The following is a 20,248-nucleotide window of genomic DNA, read 5'->3' on the forward strand; positions in this document are numbered from 1 at the left end:
GGCATAATCCGCGGCCGCCGATTTCCCGCTACAAGGTCACCCGCCCATGAAAGCCCAAGCCCGCCACATCCTGGTGAAAACCGCCGAAGAAGCCGAACAGCTCAAGCAGCGCATCGCCAAGGGCGAAGCCTTCGACGTCCTGGCCAAGAAATACTCCACCTGCCCGTCCGGCAAGCGCGGCGGCGACCTGGGGGAAGTGCGTCCGGGGCAAATGGTCGGCGCCATCGACCAGGTGATCTTCAAGAAGCCCCTGCGCACCGTGCATGGCCCGATCAAGAGCAAGTTCGGCTATCACCTGGTGCAGGTGTTCTTCCGCGACTGACGCCCCAGCCCCGGCCCGTACCTCCCCGCCGTAGGAGCTGGCTGGCCAGCGAACGCGCCCGCAAGCACAGCGCCGACTTCAAAGGCCTCTTCGCCGGCAAGCCGGCTCCTACAAACCGACCTCCCGGGGAATCAATGCCCCGTGATGCTGAATCACCCGGCTCGCCAACCGGTGCCCGGCCTCGGCAGCCTGTACCGGGCTGCCGCCTCGCAAGCGACAGGCCAGATAAGCCGCGCTGAACGAATCCCCCGCTGCCGTGGTGTCCACCACCCGCTGCACCGGCAGCGCCGGCACCTCGTAGCGCTCGGCACCGCAACGCACCAGGCACGAATCCGCCCCGCGCTTGATCACCACCTCGGCAATGTTCGGGTAGGCCGCAAACACGCCATGGGCATAGTCATGGCCAAACAGCGCCTGCTCGTCCTCCAGGGTCAACAGCGCCAGGTCCACATGCTCCAGCACTTGCACATAGGCCGTCCGCGCCTGCTCCACCGAGGCCCAGAGCCTTGGCCGGTAGTTGTTGTCAAACACGATCTGCGCCCGGCGGATACGTGCTTCCACCAGCAGGTCAATCAGCTTCTTGCGCCCCGCCTCGCCGAGCACCGCCAGGGTGATGCCGCTGAAATACAGCACATCGTAATCGCACAGGTCCGCCAGGATCGGCCCCGCCGCCGCGGTGTTGAAACAGTCCCGTACCGCCGCCTCATTGCGCCAATACAAAAAGCGCCGCTCCCCCCGGGCATCGGTCTGGATGCAATACAGGCCCGGCAACCGCCCCGGCAGGCGCTGGACCTTGCCCAGGCCGATCCCTTCCTCGGCCCAGCCCTGGCACATGGCATCGCTGAAACTGTCCAGGCCCAGGGCGGTGACGTAATCCACCTCGGCCAGCGGCCCGAGCTCGCGGCACAGATACACCGCCGCATTCAAGGTATCGCCACCAAAGCCCTGTTGCAGGCTGCCATCGTGATGCTGCTGCAGCTCGATCATGCATTCGCCGATGGCCGCGATGCGTTTCTTGTTATTCATGTTCATCTCCCTGTAGGAGCTGGCTTGCCAGCGAAAGCCATGCGCAAAACCTGCGCCCCATCCAAGGGCCGCTTCGCCGGCAAGCCGGCTCCTACAACATCGTGTATTGCACCCACCCTGCAGGCGCTGGCTCGCCAGCGAAGGCGTCAGAAGCAGGTTTCCAGGTTCTCGATCACGCGCAGGTGCTCATCCACCAGCAGCCCGACGCGCCACTTGTCGAAGGTCAGGCACGGGTGCGAGGTGCCGAAGGAAATAATGTCGCCAATGCGCAGTTCCACGCCCGGCGCCACGGTGAGAAACGCATGCTGATCCATCACCGCGGTGACCTTGCACGCCGTCACATCATCCCCGGCGCCCGCCTCGGCCCCGGCGCGATAACGCCGCAGCGGCACCGGCAAACCGGCGTCGTAGGCCACATCGCGCTTGCCCAGGGCCACCACGGCAAAACCCGGCTCCGGCAGCGACTGCACATGGGCCCAGACTTCCATGGCCGGGCGCAGGCCCTCGTGCAGATCGCTGCGTCGATCCAGCACGCAGCACTGGGCCTCCTTGTAGATACCGTGGTCGTGGGCGATGTAACTGCCCGGACGCAACACGCTGAGGAAGCGCCCCTTGGCGTTGTGGGTCTCGAACGACTCGGCGATCAGGTCGTACCAGGCCGACCCCGAAGCGGTGATGATCGGCCGCTCGATGGCGAACAGCCCGTCGCTCTGCAGATCCACCGCCAGGCGCACCAGGGAATCGGCAAATTGACGAATGCCGCTGATGGCCTGATCGCCATGGATCACCCCTTCGTAGCCTTCAATACCGCACAGGGCCAGGGCCGGCTGCGCCTGGATCGCCTTGGCCAGGGCCAGCACCTCCTGCTCGCTGCGGCAGCCACAACGCCCGCCGACCACGCCGTACTCGATCATCACCTTGAGGGTGACCCCGCGCTGGGCGAAAAACGCCCCCAGGTCGGCGACGTTGTCCGGGTGGTCGACCATGCAATAGAAATCGAAATCCGTGTCCGCCAGCAGCTCGGCGATCAGCGCCATGTTCGGCGCGCCCACCAGTTGGTTGGCCATCAATACCCGGCGCGCGCCATGGGCGTAGGCGGCGCGGGTCTGCACCGCGGTGGCCAGGGTGATGCCCCAGGCACCGGCGTCCAGCTGCCGCTGGAACAGCGCGGGCATCATGCTGGTCTTGCCGTGGGGCGCCAGCTCGGCGCCGCTGTCGCTGACGAATTTCTGCATCCAGCGGATGTTGTGTTCCAGCGCCTCGCGGTGCAGCACCAGGGCGGGCAGGCTGACGTCGCTGAGCAGGCTTGCAGCGTGGGCCGCGGCGCCCTTTTCCACCAGGGGCAGATTCAAAGCGGAAGACATGTTGGCACTCCTTATCAAGGCGGCTGCGCACAGCCGCGACACTGTCATCAATCGTTGATACGCCGGGCCAGGCGGTTGGCGCTGTCGATCAGCACCCGGCGGTATTCCTGGTAATGGCTCTGCGCATCGGCCCTCGGCGCGACGATGCACAGGGTGCAGATGCACACCCCGCGCTCATCGCGCACCGGCGCGGCAAAACAATGGGTGAAGGTGTCGGCGACACTGTCGAAGGAAAAGAACCCCTCCTCGGTGGCCTGACGGATTTCCTCAAGGAAGGTCGCCAGCGGCAGGCGCTGGCCATCGGGGAGGATGAAGTCGCGCTCATCGATCAACTCGGCAATCTGCGCATCGCTCATGTGCCCCAGCAGCAAACGCCCGGAAGCGGTCCAGGGGATCGGTGCGTTCTCGCCGATGTCCGAGGAGATGCGAAAATGCCGCTCGCCTTCCTTCATCAGCGCCACGGTGTATTTGCGCCCGTTGAGCAGGCACATCTGCGCGGTTTCCCCGGTCTGGCTGACGATCTCCTGCAAGGCCTGGTCGGCTTCGCGGCTCAGATCGAAATGGCGCAAATGCGCCTGGCCGAGAAAGTACAACTGGCGGCCCAGGTACACATGGCCATCCTTGCCCACCGGCTCCAGCACCCGCCGCTCCAGCAAGGACGCCACCAGCTCGTAGACCGTGGACTTGGGACTGCCGATGCCCTTGGCGATATCGTTGGGCCGCAGCGGCTGACCGATCTCCTTGAGGAAATCGAGAATATCGAACGCCCGATCCAGGCCCTTGGCCCGGCGCTTGATGCTGTCTTCGCTCATCTACCTGCGCTCCCTCTATCGACCCGTAGGAGCCGGCTTGCCGGCGAAGAGGCCCTCAAGCCTTGTGTCGCCCTCACGGGCACCTTCGCTGGCAAGCCAGCTCCTACAGGCCGTGGCCATCAGGCCTTCTTCTTGTAGGCCACACAATCGATCTCGACCTTGCAGTCCACCATCATGCTGGCCTGCACACAGGCCCGGGCCGGTGCGTGTTCGGGCTTGAAGTACTCGCCGAACACCTTGTTGAAACTCCAGAAATCCCGCGGGTCTTCCAGCCACACGCCAACCCGCACCACATCCTCCAGGCCGTACCCGGCCTCTTCGAGAATGGCCACTAGATTGCGCATCGTTTGATGCGTCTGCTCGACGATCCCACCGTGAATGATCTCGCCATCCAGCGCCGGCACCTGGCCGGACACATGCAGCCAGCCATCGGCTTCGACAGCGCGAGCGAAAGGACGCGGCTGGCCACCGCCTGCGGTGCTGCCGGTGCCGTAACGGGTGATGCTCATGAGCGATTCTCCTGGTTGAAGGTTGACCATCTGGCCGCCCTGCCCGAGCGTCACCCGACTCGCCGCGGACTTCTGCGCGAACTCTGCCGCAGCAACCCGCGATGGCCTGGAAACGCAAAGGCGTGGAACAAACACATTCCGCTACAACGGAATAAAATATCAAATAGCGGAACAGGCGCCAGAGTGTGCCATGGAGCACAAAGGAGATAACAGGGGGGATGGAAAAACTTTCCGGAACGAGGAATGGAGAGATGAGAAACGGCCATCAGCCAATGTCAGGCATTTCTGTATTTGCTGAAGGCACGCCCGAATGCCTGGTGATGCTGCTCTCCACCTTCTACATTCCGTTGCGTCGCAGCCGTCCGCGACCGGATTTGGCCGTCCGAATCTCCATGAGCACACCTCAATATTCCTTCATGGAGCGTCACTGCTATGGATCTCCAACCTTTCACCTGCACCACCGATCACCCCGTCGCCTTCATCAACCCACAAGCGCCGTTGCTCGACCTGCTGACCTACGCCGGCCTGCGCATCCGCGCCGCCCGGGACATGCTGGACAGCCTTGCCGACATGACCAGCCGCAACGCCGATCACCTCGACCTCAAGCGCTTCTCCAGCGTGGCGACCCTGTTGTTGCAGGACGGCTGCGATGTGTTGCATGCAGTTGAGCAACGGGCAATGGATCTGCCCCGGGAGTAATGGTCAGGCTTCGCAAAAAACAACACACAAGTGTTGTACAAAAATATGAATGTTGTACCGTGCAGAAATCCAAGCCATGAGGCGAGGTGATGAAATTCAGCGAATTCAGACGATGGTTGAAAGCTCAAGGCGTGGTCTTCGAGGCCGGTAAAGGCAGCCACTTCAAAGTTACGGCCCCAAACGGCAACCAGACCACCTTCGCGGATCACGGCAGCAAGGAAATGCCCGAACCCACCCGCAAGGCAATCATCAGGCAATTGGGGCTCTAGGACTCACATCCATTCTCTGCATGCTGAAACATCGCCTCCGAGGAGTGACCATGTACGACTACGCCCTTCGCTTCGAGCAAGACCATGCACCGGGACTGGCGGTCTTCTGCCGCGATCTGCCCGAACTCAATAGCTTTGGCGATGATCCTGAGCACGCCATCAACCAGGCCATCGACGCGCTCGAAACCACTCTGTCCCTTTACGTCGACCAGCGCCGCGCCATTCCCCCGGCCTCCGCGCCGCTACCAGGGGAACAGGTCATTCATTTGCCAATGGTGACCGTGGCTAAGATAGCGCTGTGGAACACGATGATGGAGCGGGACATGCGCAAGGCCGATCTATGCCGACTGCTCGGAATCCACCAGGCCCAGGGAGATCGCCTGGTGGACTTTCTACACAGCTCCAAAATGGAACAGCTGGAAAATGCCCTGGCAGCCCTGGGTAAACGTCTTGCGGTATCAGTGGAGGCGGCATAGCCCAAAATGGCCGAACGCAGGCATTGATCCGTGGGCAACCCGGCAGGAGGCCGGGTTAGCCACACCGGGCCTCAATCAACATCAGCCACGCACAACACCCACCACAGATTCCGCGCCCCCTGGCAGGCGACATAGGCAGAAGAAATAGTCGAATCCCTGGTCAACTCACACCAATCTGGACTATCGAACCGATACACCACCAGCTCGGAAAACGGCGCCGGAAACACAGCATCCAGCGCTTCGGACACCACCTGGCGGGCATTGGCCACGGACCCTCCACGGCTGGACGAATGACAACCGCCCCGCAGCAGCGCCGCCAGCAACGAGCCCTCGAACTCGTATCGATTGAGCATGGAAAAGGGCCCGAACTCAGGCTCGACCTGTCCGATGGCCGTCGACCTGGCGAGGCCGCTGAAACGTTCGAGAAACTCCGCCAGTCGCGGCCTCTCACCCAACACCTTGATGGCGGGATCAGGCTTGAAGAAGCAGGACACCACCTCGCCACACTGGGCAAGCACCGCAAGCAGTTCGGCAAGGGGCTGCTTGTCGACGACAAACTCGCTGGCAGCGGTCAATGGCGCTAGCGCATCGTGCTTCAGGTTTTCATCTTGATTCATGCTTAAGCACCGAAGGTTGATCACAAACAGACAAACACCCCAGCGGCTACCGCACCCTGGGCTTTTGCGACCGCAGACAACTGCAACGGCACCGCTCGGAGCGAACAGGCCGGGAGGGGCGACAATGTATCGGCCGCACCGTTGCACGGCAAACCCGAAAACCATCCCCGCCCGCACCCGCCCAGCGCGCTTACGCCTTGAAGGTCAGAATCGGCGAAAACCGCGCCATCACCGACACCGTGCCCTCTTCCACCTGGGACTGGATCACCTGGCCAATTTCCTTGTAGGCCCCTGGCGCCTCTTCGATCATCCGCTCTTCCTTGGTGGTGATGCACTCCACGCCCTGCAAGCCGAGGAATGCCTTGTCCTTCTTGGCCTTGAACACAATCTCGCTGCGCGACATCGAGCGCCCGGCGCCGTGGCTGGCCGAACGCAGCCAGCGCTCGTTGCCCAGCCCGGTGAGCAGGTAGGAGTCATGCCCCATGCTCCCCGGGATCAGCAGCGGCTGGCCGGCATAGGCCGGTGTCGCGCCTTTGCGATGCACGTTGCCCTCTTCTTCGCGCAGCACGATGTTGTGCGGCACATCGACAATCAGCGGTGCTTCGATGCCCGCACCAAACACTTGCCGGGTGCGCTGGCGCACCATCTCGGCGATCAGCGCGCGGTTGGCGTCGGCGTAGTGGGCAGCGCTGTGCATGGCCAGCAGGTACTCGTCGGCCATCTCGCCAAACAGGGCGAAGATCTTCGAATCAGGGTGCTTGATCCCCGCCGGCCACAGGGCCTTGGCCTTGTCCATCCAGCGCCGCCCGACATAGAAGCCCACGTCGCGCGAGCCGGTGTGGATCATCATCACCACCTGCCCCACCGACAGGCCCTGAGCAAAACAGGCCTGACGATCCACCAACTCGGTGACCACCTGGATCTCGACAAAGTGGTTGCCGCCGCCCAGGGAACCCAGGCCCGGGTCGCGGAGGATTTTGCGCGAACGGTCCTGCAAGGCTTCCGGCGCATAGTCGGCGCTACCGCGGGCGAACGACGACTCATGCAAACCCGACAGCTCACGTTGCAGCTGGGCGAAGTCCGCCCCGGCAAACAGCCCGATCGGGTCCTGCTGCTGAACCTGGGCCCAGAAATCCCCGAGCCCGGCCTGAAACAGCGCGGTCATGGCCATTGGGCTGGTGGGAATGTTGCGCGTGCCCTCCAGCAGATCGCCGCGCACCAGGGCGGTCCACTTGGCTTTCTGCGCCATGAACTGCTCGTAGTTCAGCCCCAGCTTGTGCAGGCGCATGCCGCAATTGATGTCGGTGCCGATGGCCTGCGGTACCACCATGTCGTGACTGGTGACAATCACACTGCCCACCGGAATCGGGCTGCCGGTGTGGAAGTCCGGCGTGGCGCAGGCGCACTTCACTTCGCCGCCATGGGGGTGAGCCACCTTGGCGAAATCCATCAGCTGCAGGACGGCTTTTTCTTCGATGGCAAAGCTTTCGGGCAGCAACAGATCCACCTTGAGCCCGGCGTCATTGATCGAAGAGATGGAGAGGGAATTGGAATTCAGGCGTTCGATGGCCACCCCGGAACGGGCGAGCTTGTGCTGAATTCTTTTCAGAGGAGTCTTGGTCATTTTCAACTGCTTTTCTTGGACGCAACAAAACAACCACCCTTTTGGTGGCTGGAATTGTCTGGTCAGCAGCGAAACTTAGACGGCGCGGATAATGGGGAATGACGCCGTGGATGTAAATAGCCCGGGGGAAATTATTTGCCCAGGCACCTGGGGAGGTGCCTGCCGGACGGCGTGGCGTCAGTGCGGTGCCGGGCCGCCGCGCCACGGCATGTATTCCACCAGCACCTCACCGCGGCTCAGGCCATCGGGCTGACTGACAAAGCCCGGCATCTGCCGCAGATCCAGCTGCTGGCAACGCTGGGTCAAACGTTGGCGCAGGGCGGCGTCGGTCTTGAACGCTTCCGGCCGGAACGCGCTGCGCTCCAGGTTTACCAGGCATTCCTGGACCTGCCCCTGGGCATTGGCGGTGTAGTAAAAACTGGCCACGCCGATGCTGTCGATGCCCGGCCCGGCGACTGCCTGCTCCCAGAAAAACCGGCTTTGCTGGTAGAGACTGGAACTCAGCCGATACACCTGCTGCTCACGGCTGGGCAGTTGGCTGAAGCGCGGAAACTCCAGGTTGGCAATCGCATTGATGATGTCCCCATCGCCAAAGGCCTCGGGCGCGGCGGCAGGAAACAGGGTGTTCCAGCACACCTGGCGGGCCAGGTGCAGCAGGGTTGGGGTGGCCAGGACCTGGGAAACATCAACGCTGCCGGGGCGTACCGTGCAGTCGAGCACGTCGTTCTGCCGATTGAGCTTGATCCGCAACTTCACCGCGCCACTCAGGCCCTGATGGTTGGCGGCCATCATGTTGCGCCTCAGCACTTCGCTGATGGCGACAGAGAATTCCAGGCTTTTCTGGGTTTCCAGGGCCTGGGCGGCGCTCTGCTCCGGAGTCTTGCTCTGGCAGGCGCCCAGGGTCAGCACGGCCGGAGTCAGCAAGGCCAGGGTCGAGGTGCGCAAGAATGCTAATGACATGAATGGGGGACTCATTGATCAATGACCGGGCGCAAGGGCCACGCCCCGCGCCCCGGAAAGGGCCGGCTCAATCACTGAACGAACCAATAGCCGAAGCTTTAGTGAAATCTGCATCACCGATGCGCACCAGCCAGGCTCAAGGTTCGGCGCCGCTTGCCTGCACACCCAGCGTGGCCTTGTTCGGCCCGCCTTTCCACGGCGTGTAAAACACGCTGGCATGGATCGGCTGCGCCTGGCCCTGCTCGGCTGCAAAACCCGGCATTTGCCGCAGGTCCAACTGCTCACACAGTTGGGTGACGCGATTGCGCAATTGATTGTCGGGCTTGAATGACTCGGGTCGGTAGCGCACCGCCCGCAGGTTCACCCAGCATTCCTGCACCCGGCCCCGGGGATCGGCCTTGACCTCAAAACTGGCCACTCCGACGCTGTCCACCGGCAACTGGGCCAGGGTGTGCGTCCAGAAGAAATGGCCTTTGGCGTATTGAGCGGTATCGAAGGCAAACTCCTTCAATTGCTCGCCTTCCAGGGTCAAGCGAGGGAACATCAACGTCCCTTTGACCTCCAGCACGCCATCAGGCTCAAAGGCGGCGGCGGGCGCCAGAGGGAACACGGTGTTCCAGCAGACACCCTCGAGCATCTCGCCCAGTTTCGGGTTGTAGGGATAAGCCCGCGCTTCAGGCAAGGGGCTGCTCTGCGCTGCACAACCGATGACCTGATTCTGCCGATTGAACCGCATGACCAACTCCACGCTGCCCATCAGTTGCTCGGCATTGGCCCTGAGGCTCTCGCGGTACAGCACTTGCTGCACCGCGTTGGCATAGAACTGCGTCTCCAGCTGTCGTTGCTGCTCGTCCTGGGACAGCGGGGAGCCCGGCAAGTCCGATTGGCAACCGGACAGTGTCAGCAGCAGGCCGACCAGGAACCCGCACTGCGCCGGGGTTCCGTTCAGACAGTTGTACATGTTCAGTTCCTTTGATGGGTTCACTCACGAACCGTCCTGTTCTGCATTCAATGACCTCAAGAGGCCGGATCCTAAAGCAACAGCCACGTTGAAAGCCAACGCCACGACCGTCGCTGCTCCAGGCTCGCGATTGGCAACGGTGCCATAGAAGCTTCTCCGGCCGCCCGCCGAAAATCAGGTTACCCTGGCGCTCCCCACCCGCTCATCACCCCAAGGAAGGAAGCTCCATGACCCGCGCCATCACCCTGCTCAGTGACAACTTTGCCGACTGGGAAACCGCCCTGATCAACGCCACCGCTCGTGGTTTCTACGGTTTCGACTGCCGCTACGCGTCCCCCAAGGGCGCCGTCGTGACCTCCATGGGCGGCCTGCGGGTGACCCCGGACCTGGCGTTGGAAGACATTCATCTGGATGAGGTCGACCTGTTGATGGTGTGCGGCGGCAGCATTTGGCAAAGCGCCAACGCACCGGACATCGGCGACCTGCTGCGCGCCGCCCAGGCACGCCAGATCGTGATCGCCGCCATCTGTGACGGCACCCGCGAACTGGCCCGGGCCGGGGTGCTGGATAACCTCAAGCACACCTCCAATTCGGCGGACAACCTGCTGGCGGTGGGTTATGCCGGCGCCGCGCACTACCAGGATGTCCCCCACGCCGTGGCGGACCAGCGGGTGATCACCGCCCCGGGCAGCGCCCCGGTGAGCTTCATGGCGCAGACTCTCGGCACCCTGGGCATCAGCGACGCCAACCTGACCGCCTACCTCGCGATGCACGCAGCGGAACACCGCGCATCGCAATGAATCGGCGTGCCCGCAAGCCTACTCTGGAGTCTGGGAGCTTAAGATCGACTCATACCGACCGCTCTCAGGGGTAAAGCAGACGAAGCTGTTGACGCCTTTCTTCTGGACCCACAAGCGTCCACAGCACTCACACTCATACACCGTCGAAATAGAGGCCAGGTAGAGACTGGTGAACTTGTCCCCGAAGAACTCCGTGGGCCTGGGCCGCCAGCCCCCCCTGCCATAGTGCCGCTCAAGCAGTTCATCGACACTACCGGCACTTGCGGCGGCCAGCAGTTCATTGGCCAGTAGCGAGGCATCGGAAAAAAAAACCTCTTCGTGCTGCTCACGCAGCAAAGCGGCTTTGTAAGGCAAATCATCGGTCTGATCGACAATGATATGACCGCATCTGCAGACTAGTTTGCTCACGGACCGACCTCATCATTGATTAGAAAACCCCATCGACCCACAGCCAACAGCCATCCGCCCCAAGTCATTTGACCAAGCGAAAATCAGCATGCTGCAACCAGCGCTCGAAATCTCCAGCACTGAAAAGCGACTCACCCTCATGCTCCAGAACGGCAAGCCGTGACAAAAAAACCGCATCCGCCGTATACGCGCCGATTCTGCCGCCAAAGGCGACTACGCCATCCAAGCGCCGCGTCATGTCCAACGCCACTTCTCCGAGCCGTTGGTGATCCGGGAGGTCATTGCCCATGGCGGCCAGATTGAGGATGCCTCTGGGGTTCCAGTCCAGCAGTTTCAACAGCCCGGCGTAATGCGCAAGCTCTTCGGGATAGTCCGGGCCAAACGCATACAACAAGGCACAGCCGCCAACCGAAAAGGTGCGGCTACCTGGACGTAGGTGATCCGCGCGCTGGGCTAGATATGCCTGCACAAGCTCTTCGGTTGACTGATCAGGCTCAAAACGCAGCAGCACACTGATGGTTGGTCCAGCCATTGCTTCACTTGCCTCCACCGCTCTGTTACCAGCCGATATTTCGCACCTTGCTCAAGGCCGCTTCGGCCCACCTCTCCAGGGGCTGTATTGCAGTTCGACGAGGAATCGATCGCCCACCGTCTCCGAGGCGAAAAAGCCGGGCATCTGCCGCACATCCAGGGCCGCGCAACGCTTTTGCAGGCGCTGCACCCGTTCAGGATCCGGCTTGAAGTCGGAGGCTCTGGCGGCAATGGCGGACAGTCGCACCTGACAACCCTGCACCTGTCCCTGAGCGTTGGCGTGGCCCTCGATCCGGGCGCTGCCCAGGCTGTCGAAGGTTTCTTCGGCGAACAGCTGCTGCCAGAAATACCGCTCTTGGGCCTTATACTCGCGCACCGTTTCCCGAATCTTCTGTTCCTCCGCGGGCAAGCGACCGGGACGGGTGACAACCACCGGCAACACCACCTCAAGATTGGCTGCGGGCCGACCTGAGAACAGCGCCGGTTCGGCCCTGGGGAATATCGAGTCCCAACAGACCCGCTCCACCGCCGAGGCCAGTAGGCGGTTATCCGGGTAACGCGGCAACGGGTATTCGGGGAGTGCCTCGGTGCTGCAGGCCACCATCCGATTCAGCGGATCGATCACCGCTCGCAGCGCCACCCCGCCGGACCAGCCATCGAGATCGGCGTTGCGCACGCCCTGGTCCAGCACCAAGCGGAAGTCGTCGACAAAGCGCTCGTAGCGGCGCTGCTGCTGTTGCTCCGGCGTCTCTGGGGCGGCGTTCTTGCAGGCGCCCAGCGCCAGCAGGCCGGCAAGCATCAGCGTCGCCAGAACGGGACGGGTCGGGTCAGTCGTGAAGGGGGCGTGCACGGTTCACTCCATGAAAAAGGGCCTCAGCCCCTGGACCTGAAACAGGCTATAGCGTCACAGGGGCGTTGAGCATAAAGGCCGGCGCGGGACCTCACAAAATTTTCTGCGCAGGAAAACGCCAGCATGCCCCCAAGGCATCGACCTGATGGGCCCAACTGGTCCAACGCCTGGGGTATGCGCCAGGGAACCACCCCCGGGGATGTGCCAGAGGCCAGATGACTGGGCATTTTTCGCGTCGTTTTCCGACCTGCTCCCATCTCCTTTGCCAGCCGCGCACCAGCAGCCCTCTTGTGCTTGGCTCTGGTGCTTGAGCGCGACGCTCTCGGTTTGCTGGTTGGACAAGAGCGGTTCCCACTGCTTTCATTCACAGCCTGGTCCGGCTGCAGTGCGCTCAGGGAGTGAGTCAATGCCTTTTAAGATCATGATGGTTTTTGGTACGCGCCCGGAGGCAATCAAAATGGCGCCGCTGGCCCGGGTGCTGCGGCACTGGCCCGGTCTGCAACTGCATAAATGCTCCACCGGGCAGCACCGGGAAATGCTCAAGCAGGTCCTGGACGCCTTCGAACTGCAAGTCGACCAAGACCTGGAAGTGATGACCCACGGCCAATCCCTCAATGGCCTGTCGCAACAATTGCTGAAGCACCTGGACACCACCCTCGAACGCCTGCAACCGGATATCGTCCTGGTCCATGGCGACACCACCACCAGCTTCATCACCGCCCTCGCCGCCTTCAACCGCCAGTTGCCCATCGGTCATGTCGAGGCCGGGCTGCGCACGGGCGACCTCAGGACACCCTGGCCCGAGGAGGCCAACCGGCGCCTGACCGGGGTCATTGCCGACCTGCACTTCGCTCCGACCGCCGAAGCCAAAGCCAACCTGCTGCGGGAAAACGTGCCCGCGGACAGCATCGAGGTCACCGGCAACACGGTGATCGATGCGCTGCGGTGGATGCGGCAGCACCAGCAACAGAGCCAATGGAGCCCCGCCATCGATTCGCCTCTGGCGGTGCTGGAACACAACCGGCGCATGGTGCTGATCACCTGCCATCGCCGGGAAAACTTCGGCCAGGGTGTCCGCCATATCTGCCAGGCCCTGGCAATCCTGGCCCAGCGCTATCCGGATGTGCAGTTCGTCTACCCGGTACACCTCAACCCTCAGGTGCAGAGCGTGGTCGGTGACCTGCTCTCGGATACCCCCAACATCCACCTGATAGCGCCTCAGGACTATCAGCATTTTGTCTGGCTGATGGCGCGCTCGTACTTGATCCTCAGCGACTCCGGCGGGGTCCAGGAAGAAGCCCCGGCCATCGGCAAGCCATTGCTGGTACTGCGGGACGTCACCGAACGGCCGTCAGTGCTGGAGGGCGGCACCGTGCGGCTGGTGGGCACCGATCGTGAGCGCATCGTGCACCATGTCTGTGAACTGCTGGACGACGCCCAGCTCCACGCCCGCATGAGCCGGGTACTCAGCCCCTACGGCGACGGCCACGCCAGCGAACGCATTGCCCGCCGCCTGTACGACTGGCTCAAGGCAAGGGCCCGGCCTGACAGGGCATGCGCCTTGCCTGCACAGGCAGAGAACGGCCCGCTCAAGCAGGTCAACGAAGCCTAGCCACGCGACAGCGGCGACGATAGGCGCCAGCACATCGCCGCCGACATCCCATCACGGGCATGGCCAAGGCTCGCGCCCTCGCCATTTGCTCAGTCCGCGGTCTGGCGCGACAGCAGCACCTGGGTCACCCGGCGCTCTTCCACGGCCTTGACCTGGAGCGCCCAACCGTCCCACTCCACCCGGTCGCCCTTGACCGGCAAGCGGTCCAGCAGGCTCATCACCAGCCCGGCCAGGGTCTGGTAGTCCTCGGTGGGCTCGGCGCCAAAGCCGGTGCGCTGGCGCACCTGCGGCAGATTCAGCGCGCCGTTGACCAGAAAGCCGCCCTCTTGTTCCACCACGTCCGGCCCTTCGATCTCACTGGCATCCGGCAGCTCGCCAGCGATGGATTCGAGAATGTCGGTCATGGTCAGAATGCCCATGAAGTCACCGAATTCGTTGATCACGAAGGCAATATGGGTCGACGCCTTGCGCATCTGCTCCAGCGCGTTGAGGATCGAAAAACTCTCCAGCAGGTTGATGGTCTTGCGCGCCAGGTGCTCAAGGTTCGGCTCGTTGCCCGCCAGGTACTCCTTGAGCAGCTCCTTCTTGTGCACGAAGCCCAGGGGCTCATCCACCGCGCCGTCGCGAATCAGCGGCAGGCGCGAGTAGGACGAATGCATCAGCTTGGTCCGAATGCTTTCCGGGCTGTCGGTCAGGTCGATGCAGTCGACTTCGGCGCGCACCGTCATCAGGCTGCGGATCGGTCGCTCCGCCAGTTGCAGGACGCCGCTGATCATCACCCGCTCGCGGCGGTCGAACAGCTCGCTGCTGGGGGCCTCGCCATCTTCCAGCAGGTCGGCGATGTCCTCGCCCACCTCCTCCGCCGCCAGCTTGCGCCCGCCCAGCAGGCGCATCACCGCGTAGGCCGTGCGCTCACGCATCGGGCGCAGGCCCTGCATGGATTTCTTGCGCCGGGCCCGGGCGATCTGGTTGAACAGCTCGATCAGGATCGAGAAACCGATGGCCGCGTACAGGTAGCCCTTGGGAATATGGAAGCCCAGGCCTTCGGCGGTCAGGCTGAAGCCGATCATCATCAGGAAGCCCAGGCACAGCATGATCACCGTCGGGTGGGCGTTGACGAAGCGGGTCAGCGGCTTGCTGGCGACGATCATCACACCGATGGACACCACCACCGCGATCATCATCACCGCCAGATGCTCGACCATGCCCACCGCGGTGATGACCGCGTCCAGGGAAAACACCGCATCGAGCACCACGATCTGCGCCACGATCGGCCAGAACAGGGCGTAGGTGGTGCTGCCCGCGCGCTGGCTGACATGGCCTTCCAGGCGCTCGTGCAATTCCATGGTGGCCTTGAACAACAGGAACACACCGCCGAACAGCATGATCAGGTCACGACCGGAGAAGCTGTGCTCGAACACCTCGAACAGCGGCTGGGTCAGGGTCACCATCCACGAGATGCTGGCCAGCAGGCCCAGGCGCATCAGCAATGCCAGGGACAGGCCGATCAATCGCGCGCGGTCACGCTGCTCCGGCGGCAGCTTGTCCGCGAGGATGGCGATGAACACCAGGTTGTCGATGCCCAGCACCAGCTCCAGGACGATCAGGGTCAACAGGCCAAGCCAGGCCGTGGGGTCTGCAATCCATTCCATAACGACTCAAGTTCTCCGGAAAATTCAAACGGCCAGACGCAGGCCGGCGCCAGTATGCAGGGGCTGCAAACGCGGGGGGACGGACTGAGCGCAATAGGGAGCGGCAAATGCCAGGGAAGTGCGGCCAGGAGAATAGCAGCCTGAGGAATGGGACCTCAGAACGGCCGGCAGGCCTGAGAAATCATGGGGAAAAACCAGAAAAGAGCGCCGACTGGGGGGCTCCGAGAGCGTGTTCATGCAAGTCCTGAGTGAAAAAACGGACTTGGAGGTTACAGGGACGTCGGCGCATTTCCCCAGCGGGAAATCATTACAAAACTTTATCCGGCGTTCCTGACGTCGACACTAGAGCCGCTCGGAAATCTCGATCAGGTTCAGGTCCGGGTCCCGCAGGTACACCGAACGGATCGGCCCCGTGGCACCGGTGCGCGGCACTGGCCCTTCGATGATCGGCCAGTTGACCTGTTGCAGGTGGGCAATCACCTGTTCCAGGGGCACGCTGGCGATAAAGCACAGGTCCAGCGCCCCCGGCACCGGCAGGTGGGCCTTGGGCTCGAATTCCTGACCGCGCAGGTGCAGGTTGATCTTCTGATTGCCGTACTTGAAGGCCTTGCGCCCTCCGGCAAAGGTTTCCAGGCGCATCCCCAGCACCCGTACATAGAAGTCCTCGGCAGCCACAGGATCGACGGTGGTCAGTACCAGATGGTCCAGGTGATCAAGCATCAACGACATCACTCCTGAAGGGTAAGAAACGGCCCGGGAATTATGCGCGCCGGGCGAGCCCTTGAACATGCGCTATCAAGCCTTGCGCCGGTACTCGCGGCGCACCTGCTCGATGTAGCGCACCACCGCCGGCGCCTGTTCGAAACGCCGGTGAATCAACGACAGCCAGGAGGTTGCCGAGCTGCCGCCGATGGGCCGGTACAGAACGTTGGGCAGGTTCACATGGCCCACCACCGATTCGGGCACCACCGCCACCCCCTGCCCCAGGGAAACCAGGGCCAGCACCGCCACCAGGCCACCGGGCTGAGCGCCCAGCTTGGGGGCGTAGGCCCCCTGGGCCGCCACCTGCAAGGTGCCGCTGATCTGCTCCGGCAGGATGAAGGTTTCATTGAGCAGGTGCTCGGAGGCGATCTGTGGCAGGCGGCACAGCCAGGACTCGGCGGACAGCGCCAGGACGAAGCCTTCAGCGTCCAGGGCAATGGCCTCGACGCCTTCGGGCAGGGTCATGGGCGAGCGGATGTAGCCGACATCCAGGCGCCCGTCGGCGATCCGCGCCGGCAGGGTCGCCATCGGGCACTCCCGCACATTCAGGCTGACGTCCGGACAATCGCGGCTGAAACCCTGCACCTGCTTCTGCAGCAACCCGCCATACACCGCCGACGCCACATAGCCCAGCTCGATATGACCGATCTCGCCCCGCCCGGCGCGCTGGGCATTGCGCTGGGCGAACTCGAACTGGCGTACCGTGGCTTCGGCCTCCAGGAGCAAGGTGGCACCGGCTTCGGTGAGGCTGACCTCGCGCTGCTGACGCACGAACAGGCGGGTGCCGAGGGCTTTTTCCATGTCCTGGATCTGCCGGCTCAAGGTCGGCGGGGCGATCCCCAACTGCTCGGCGGCCCGGGTGAAATTGCGTTGCCGGGCCACGGCGAGGAAGTAGCGAAAGTGACGAATTTCCATTAACAGCATTAGCTCAAAGGTAATGAACTGGCGCTTGGCGGCTAACAAAAGCCCGCAAAGCCCGGGATAAGCTGGGCGGACCTTCACAGTAGAGAGCCTCTGCCATGCCCGTCAAACCTCTATTTACGGCAATGACCGTCTGCTGCGGCCCACATAACGCTATGGCCGGGCGCACTCAAGTCGGCATTGCCTACAAAGCAATCGCCACCCTGGCCACTCACCAGAACCTGCTCGATACCCTCCTCAACCGACGGACCGCGCCATGAACCGCCCCATCAACCCGCGCGCGACCCTGCTGACCGCCTCCGGGGTCTGCTCGCTGATCGTCCTGGATACCAACATCGTCGCCGTGGCCCTGCCGAGCATCGCCCGGGACCTGGGGGCCAACTTCGCCGATATCGAATGGGTGGTCAGTGCCTACATGCTGGCCTTCGCCGCCCTGCTGCTGCCGGCGGGCAGCCTGGCAGACCGCTTCGGCCGCCGAAAGACCCTGCTCTGCGGCCTCGGTCTGTTCATCCTCGCCTCCCTGGGCTGCGGCGCCGCGCCCAACGCCCTGCTGCTGGATATCGCCCGGGCCTGTAAGGGCGTGGGCGCGGCGCTGCTGCTGACCTCGGCCCTGGCCTCCATCGGCCACACCTTTCATGACGAGGCGGAACGGGCCAGGGCCTGGGCCTTCTGGGGCGCCTGCATGGGCATGGCGATGACCGCCGCGCCCACCGTCGGTGGGCTGATCACCGAATACTGCGGCTGGCGCTGGATCTTCTACTTCAACCTGCCGGTAGGGGCGCTGCTGTTGTGGAGCGTGCTGCGCAACGTGCCCGAATCCCGGGATACCCAGGCCGCCCGCCTCGATCCCTGGGGCAGCCTGGCCTTCAGCGCCAGCCTGCTGTGCCTGATCTGGGGCCTGATCGAAGCCAACCGCATCGGCTGGAGTCACCCGGCCACCACCACCCGACTGCTGGCAGGTCTGGCCCTGCTGGGCCTGTTCGTGCTGATCGAACACCTGCAACGCCGGCCCATGGTGGATCTGCAGCTGTTCCGTCACCCGCGTTTCATCGGCGCCCTGCTGGGCATGTTCGCCTACGCCGGCTGCGCCCAGGTGATGATGACCCTGCTGCCCTTCTACCTGCAGAACGGCCTGGGCTTCTCGGCCATTGCCTCGGGCCTGGGCATGCTGCCCTTCGCCCTGACCATGCTGATCTGCCCCCGGATCGGCGCACGCCTGGCGGGGCGTTATGCTCCGGCAACCCTGATGGCCGCCGGGCTGACCCTGGTGGGCAGCGGCAACCTGCTCAGCGCCTGGGCGGTGCACAGCGGCGGCTACCTGAGCTTCGCCCTGGCGATCGCCGTGACCGGCGCCGGGGCCGGCCTGCTCAACGGCGACACGCAGAAAAACATCATGGCCTGCGTCCCCCGGGAACGCACCGGCATGGCGTCGGGCATGAGCACCACCATGCGTTTCAGCGCCATCATGCTGGCCATCGGCGTGTTCGGTGCGCTGCTGGCCAGCCATACCCAGCAACTGTTGCAAGGCAGCCTGCGGCAACTGCCCGGGAACTGGGCGCTACACGCGCCGGACATCGCCTCCCGGGTGGTGGCCGGAGACATGCAAGGCGCCCTGGCTGGCCTGCCGCCGGCAGCCCGGGACCTGGTTGAGCCCCTGGCGCAGCAGGCGTTCGTCGGCGGCTTCGGGCTGGTGCTGGCGGTAGCGGGCCTGCTGGCCCTGCTCGGCGCGCTGGTGGTCGGGCGCCTGATGCGCAATCCCCTGCCCCAGGCGCAAGGGCTGGCCCTGAAGCTGGAGTAGCCGCCTGGTACCCGCTGGCGCAGTGCGCCAGCGGGTACAAGGCTCGAGGTTCGCTTGCAATTTCATAACAGTGCGCCCATTGCTCCAGGGTTCAGTCCCCGACTAAGGTGCGCCCGGCCCCCCCTTCATGCCGTAACGAGGTGCACATGCCGCCTGCAACCGTGATTGTGTTGGGCGCCGGGATTGTCGGCGCGTCCATTGCCTACCACCTGGCCCGCCAGGGCATGGCGGTGACGGTATTGGAACAGGCCGGCCCCGGCTCCGGCGTCACCGCCCATTCGTTTGCCTGGATCAACCCCCATGGCGCGTTTCCCGCCGCCGCCCGAGCATTGCGCTCCCAGGCCCTGGCGGACTATCGACGGCTGCAGCAGGAACTGCCGGACCTGCAGATCCGCTGGTCCGGCGCCCTGTGCTACGACGCCGCCGAAGGTGCCGCCAGCCCCCTTGAGCCGTTGCCCGGCGGGTCGGCCCAGTGGATCGACCGGGCCCGGATCGCCGAGCTGGAACCCCACCTGCAACCGTTGCCGGAGCGGGCCCGCTACGCCCCCGACGAAGGCAGCCTGGACCCGGTCGCCGCCACCCGCGCCCTGCTGCAAGGCGCCCGTGACCTGGGGGCGCAGGTGTTCGAGCAGAGCCCGGGCCTGGGCCTGTGCGTCGAGAACCGGCGGGTGATCGGGGTCGCAACCGCCACCGGCGTGGTGCGCGCCGAACACCTGGTCCTGGCCACCGGCTGCTGGACCCCGGCCTTGCTCCAACCCCTGGGCATCCACCTGCCGGTACAGGCTTCGCCGTCGATCCTGATCCGTGTCGATGCCCCGCCAGGCCTGGTCAAGACCCTGATTTCCAACAACCAGTTGGAGATCCGCGAAGCGGCCGACGGCAGGCTGTTGCTGGCGGAAGACTACCTCGACGCCGACGGTCCCCGCGGGCCGCAAGCCATCGCGCAGCAGGCCATGGCCAGCCTGCGGCGCGCGTTCCGCGGCGCCGAGAGCATCACCTTGCGCAGCGTTGAAGTCGGCCAGCGCCCCATGCCCCAGGACCAGTTGCCCATCATTGGCCGCTGTGCGTCCTACCCGGGCCTTTACCTGGCCGTGATGCACGCCGGCGTGACCCTGGCCCCCACCGTGGGGCGCCTGATCGCCCAGGAACTGGCACTGGGGCAAGACTGCGCCGAACTCGCCGGCTGCCGCCCGGCGCGTTTTGCCTGAGGGATCAACCAACGGGCGCCCGATGGCGGCGCGGGGCCCCGGCCATGGGCTGGAAGGCAGCAACTTC

General features: G+C 63.9%; 22 protein-coding genes. 8 read left to right on the top strand and 14 right to left on the bottom strand.

The annotated features are described in order from the left end of the window. Positions 1-46: 46 nt before the first annotated feature. On the top strand, positions 47-322 hold the full coding sequence (locus PST29_RS18140; protein ID WP_011061856.1) for a peptidylprolyl isomerase: 276 nt from the start codon (positions 47-49) through the stop codon (positions 320-322). Positions 323-430: 108 nt separating this feature from the next. Here the strand turns inward: PST29_RS18140 and PST29_RS18145 are convergent, their stop codons facing one another. From PST29_RS18145 to PST29_RS18160, 4 genes are all read right to left on the bottom strand, one after another. Next, positions 431-1,348 (bottom strand): sugar kinase, encoded by a 918-nt coding sequence (locus tag PST29_RS18145; protein WP_060843953.1) that lies wholly within the window; start codon positions 1,346-1,348, stop codon positions 431-433. Positions 1,349-1,494: 146 nt separating this feature from the next. Next, the gene (locus PST29_RS18150) at positions 1,495-2,712 is read right to left on the bottom strand and encodes an amino acid deaminase (protein WP_060843954.1); all 1,218 of its coding nucleotides are present in this window, start codon (positions 2,710-2,712) and stop codon (positions 1,495-1,497) included. A gap of 47 nt (positions 2,713-2,759) precedes the next feature. Beyond that, on the bottom strand, positions 2,760-3,524 hold the full coding sequence (locus tag PST29_RS18155) for an IclR family transcriptional regulator (RefSeq protein ID WP_060839906.1): 765 nt from the start codon (positions 3,522-3,524) through the stop codon (positions 2,760-2,762). A gap of 119 nt (positions 3,525-3,643) precedes the next feature. Beyond that, positions 3,644-4,033 (bottom strand): RidA family protein, encoded by a 390-nt coding sequence (locus PST29_RS18160; RefSeq protein ID WP_060843955.1) that lies wholly within the window; start codon positions 4,031-4,033, stop codon positions 3,644-3,646. A gap of 432 nt (positions 4,034-4,465) precedes the next feature. On the opposite strand from PST29_RS18160, the gene PST29_RS18165 reads away from it, so the two are divergent. From PST29_RS18165 to PST29_RS18175, 3 genes are all read left to right on the top strand, one after another. Then, positions 4,466-4,732 carry a hypothetical protein gene (locus PST29_RS18165; protein WP_060843956.1) on the top strand — a complete coding sequence of 89 codons (267 nt, stop codon included), beginning with the start codon at positions 4,466-4,468 and terminating at the stop codon, positions 4,730-4,732. Positions 4,733-4,821: 89 nt separating this feature from the next. Continuing rightward, positions 4,822-5,001 (top strand): type II toxin-antitoxin system HicA family toxin, encoded by a 180-nt coding sequence (locus PST29_RS18170; protein WP_060839909.1) that lies wholly within the window; start codon positions 4,822-4,824, stop codon positions 4,999-5,001. Between the two features lie 50 nt (positions 5,002-5,051). Further along, a complete protein-coding gene (locus PST29_RS18175; RefSeq protein ID WP_060843957.1) occupies positions 5,052-5,477 on the top strand; it encodes a type II toxin-antitoxin system HicB family antitoxin in 426 nt (141 codons plus the stop codon). A 71-nt stretch (positions 5,478-5,548) separates the two neighbouring features. On the opposite strand, the gene PST29_RS18180 is transcribed toward PST29_RS18175, so the two are convergent. The 4 genes from PST29_RS18180 to PST29_RS18195 all read right to left on the bottom strand — a co-directional run bounded on the left by PST29_RS18180 (position 5,549) and on the right by PST29_RS18195 (position 9,639). Next, positions 5,549-6,094: a hypothetical protein gene (locus tag PST29_RS18180; RefSeq protein ID WP_060843958.1), complete on the bottom strand. Its 546-nt coding sequence runs from the start codon at positions 6,092-6,094 to the stop codon at positions 5,549-5,551. Positions 6,095-6,284: 190 nt separating this feature from the next. Continuing rightward, positions 6,285-7,718: an RtcB family protein gene (locus PST29_RS18185; protein ID WP_060843959.1), complete on the bottom strand. Its 1,434-nt coding sequence runs from the start codon at positions 7,716-7,718 to the stop codon at positions 6,285-6,287. A 177-nt stretch (positions 7,719-7,895) separates the two neighbouring features. After that, the gene (locus PST29_RS18190) at positions 7,896-8,678 is read right to left on the bottom strand and encodes a hypothetical protein (protein WP_148654982.1); all 783 of its coding nucleotides are present in this window, start codon (positions 8,676-8,678) and stop codon (positions 7,896-7,898) included. Between the two features lie 136 nt (positions 8,679-8,814). Next, positions 8,815-9,639, bottom strand: coding sequence for a hypothetical protein (locus PST29_RS18195; RefSeq protein ID WP_060843960.1), 825 nt, complete (start codon positions 9,637-9,639; stop codon positions 8,815-8,817). Positions 9,640-9,866: 227 nt separating this feature from the next. Between PST29_RS18195 and PST29_RS18200 the strand changes: the two genes are divergently transcribed. Beyond that, positions 9,867-10,439, top strand: coding sequence for a type 1 glutamine amidotransferase family protein (locus PST29_RS18200; RefSeq protein WP_060843961.1), 573 nt, complete (start codon positions 9,867-9,869; stop codon positions 10,437-10,439). Positions 10,440-10,457: 18 nt separating this feature from the next. Here the strand turns inward: PST29_RS18200 and PST29_RS18205 are convergent, their stop codons facing one another. The 3 genes from PST29_RS18205 to PST29_RS18215 all read right to left on the bottom strand — a co-directional run bounded on the left by PST29_RS18205 (position 10,458) and on the right by PST29_RS18215 (position 12,228). Next, a complete protein-coding gene (locus PST29_RS18205) occupies positions 10,458-10,847 on the bottom strand; it encodes a hypothetical protein (RefSeq protein ID WP_060843962.1) in 390 nt (129 codons plus the stop codon). A gap of 64 nt (positions 10,848-10,911) precedes the next feature. Beyond that, a complete protein-coding gene (locus tag PST29_RS18210; protein ID WP_060839917.1) occupies positions 10,912-11,379 on the bottom strand; it encodes a DUF6368 family protein in 468 nt (155 codons plus the stop codon). 51 nt (positions 11,380-11,430) lie between these two features. Next, entirely contained in the window at positions 11,431-12,228 is a 798-nt protein-coding gene (locus PST29_RS18215) for a hypothetical protein (RefSeq protein WP_148659656.1), read from the bottom strand. A gap of 406 nt (positions 12,229-12,634) precedes the next feature. On the opposite strand from PST29_RS18215, the gene wecB reads away from it, so the two are divergent. Next, positions 12,635-13,840, top strand: a complete 1,206-nt coding sequence (gene wecB / locus PST29_RS18220) for a non-hydrolyzing UDP-N-acetylglucosamine 2-epimerase (protein WP_060843964.1) — start codon at positions 12,635-12,637, stop codon at positions 13,838-13,840. Positions 13,841-13,929: 89 nt separating this feature from the next. Here the strand turns inward: wecB and PST29_RS18225 are convergent, their stop codons facing one another. The 3 genes from PST29_RS18225 to PST29_RS18235 all read right to left on the bottom strand — a co-directional run bounded on the left by PST29_RS18225 (position 13,930) and on the right by PST29_RS18235 (position 17,169). Beyond that, positions 13,930-15,492: a TerC family protein gene (locus tag PST29_RS18225; protein ID WP_060843965.1), complete on the bottom strand. Its 1,563-nt coding sequence runs from the start codon at positions 15,490-15,492 to the stop codon at positions 13,930-13,932. Positions 15,493-15,834: 342 nt separating this feature from the next. Then, entirely contained in the window at positions 15,835-16,212 is a 378-nt protein-coding gene (locus PST29_RS18230; protein WP_060843966.1) for a VOC family protein, read from the bottom strand. Between the two features lie 75 nt (positions 16,213-16,287). After that, positions 16,288-17,169: a LysR family transcriptional regulator gene (locus PST29_RS18235; protein WP_129405704.1), complete on the bottom strand. Its 882-nt coding sequence runs from the start codon at positions 17,167-17,169 to the stop codon at positions 16,288-16,290. A gap of 262 nt (positions 17,170-17,431) precedes the next feature. Here PST29_RS18235 and PST29_RS18240 point away from each other — a divergent pair, with 262 nt between their 5' ends. Next, complete coding sequence (locus tag PST29_RS18240; RefSeq protein ID WP_060843968.1) at positions 17,432-18,973, top strand: MFS transporter; 1,542 nt, start codon at positions 17,432-17,434, stop codon at positions 18,971-18,973. 146 nt (positions 18,974-19,119) lie between these two features. After that, positions 19,120-20,181, top strand: coding sequence for an NAD(P)/FAD-dependent oxidoreductase (locus PST29_RS18245; protein ID WP_060843969.1), 1,062 nt, complete (start codon positions 19,120-19,122; stop codon positions 20,179-20,181). Positions 20,182-20,248: the final 67 nt, after the last annotated feature.

Source organism: Pseudomonas sp. St29 (assembly GCF_001547915.1).
GTDB lineage: Bacteria > Pseudomonadota > Gammaproteobacteria > Pseudomonadales > Pseudomonadaceae > Aquipseudomonas.

Coding starts and splice junctions, on each gene's coding strand:
- PST29_RS18140 (WP_011061856.1), top strand. CDS start 47: ATGAAAGCCCAAGCCCGCCACATCCTGGTGAAAACCGCCGAAGAAGCC.
- PST29_RS18145 (WP_060843953.1), bottom strand. CDS start 1,348: ATGAATAACAAGAAACGCATCGCGGCCATCGGCGAATGCATGATCGAG.
- PST29_RS18150 (WP_060843954.1), bottom strand. CDS start 2,712: ATGTCTTCCGCTTTGAATCTGCCCCTGGTGGAAAAGGGCGCCGCGGCC.
- PST29_RS18155 (WP_060839906.1), bottom strand. CDS start 3,524: ATGAGCGAAGACAGCATCAAGCGCCGGGCCAAGGGCCTGGATCGGGCG.
- PST29_RS18160 (WP_060843955.1), bottom strand. CDS start 4,033: ATGAGCATCACCCGTTACGGCACCGGCAGCACCGCAGGCGGTGGCCAG.
- PST29_RS18165 (WP_060843956.1), top strand. CDS start 4,466: ATGGATCTCCAACCTTTCACCTGCACCACCGATCACCCCGTCGCCTTC.
- PST29_RS18170 (WP_060839909.1), top strand. CDS start 4,822: ATGAAATTCAGCGAATTCAGACGATGGTTGAAAGCTCAAGGCGTGGTC.
- PST29_RS18175 (WP_060843957.1), top strand. CDS start 5,052: ATGTACGACTACGCCCTTCGCTTCGAGCAAGACCATGCACCGGGACTG.
- PST29_RS18180 (WP_060843958.1), bottom strand. CDS start 6,094: ATGAATCAAGATGAAAACCTGAAGCACGATGCGCTAGCGCCATTGACC.
- PST29_RS18185 (WP_060843959.1), bottom strand. CDS start 7,718: ATGACCAAGACTCCTCTGAAAAGAATTCAGCACAAGCTCGCCCGTTCC.
- PST29_RS18190 (WP_148654982.1), bottom strand. CDS start 8,678: ATGTCATTAGCATTCTTGCGCACCTCGACCCTGGCCTTGCTGACTCCG.
- PST29_RS18195 (WP_060843960.1), bottom strand. CDS start 9,639: ATGTACAACTGTCTGAACGGAACCCCGGCGCAGTGCGGGTTCCTGGTC.
- PST29_RS18200 (WP_060843961.1), top strand. CDS start 9,867: ATGACCCGCGCCATCACCCTGCTCAGTGACAACTTTGCCGACTGGGAA.
- PST29_RS18210 (WP_060839917.1), bottom strand. CDS start 11,379: ATGGCTGGACCAACCATCAGTGTGCTGCTGCGTTTTGAGCCTGATCAG.
- wecB (WP_060843964.1), top strand. CDS start 12,635: ATGCCTTTTAAGATCATGATGGTTTTTGGTACGCGCCCGGAGGCAATC.
- PST29_RS18225 (WP_060843965.1), bottom strand. CDS start 15,492: ATGGAATGGATTGCAGACCCCACGGCCTGGCTTGGCCTGTTGACCCTG.
- PST29_RS18230 (WP_060843966.1), bottom strand. CDS start 16,212: ATGCTTGATCACCTGGACCATCTGGTACTGACCACCGTCGATCCTGTG.
- PST29_RS18235 (WP_129405704.1), bottom strand. CDS start 17,169: ATGGAAATTCGTCACTTTCGCTACTTCCTCGCCGTGGCCCGGCAACGC.
- PST29_RS18240 (WP_060843968.1), top strand. CDS start 17,432: ATGAACCGCCCCATCAACCCGCGCGCGACCCTGCTGACCGCCTCCGGG.
- PST29_RS18245 (WP_060843969.1), top strand. CDS start 19,120: ATGCCGCCTGCAACCGTGATTGTGTTGGGCGCCGGGATTGTCGGCGCG.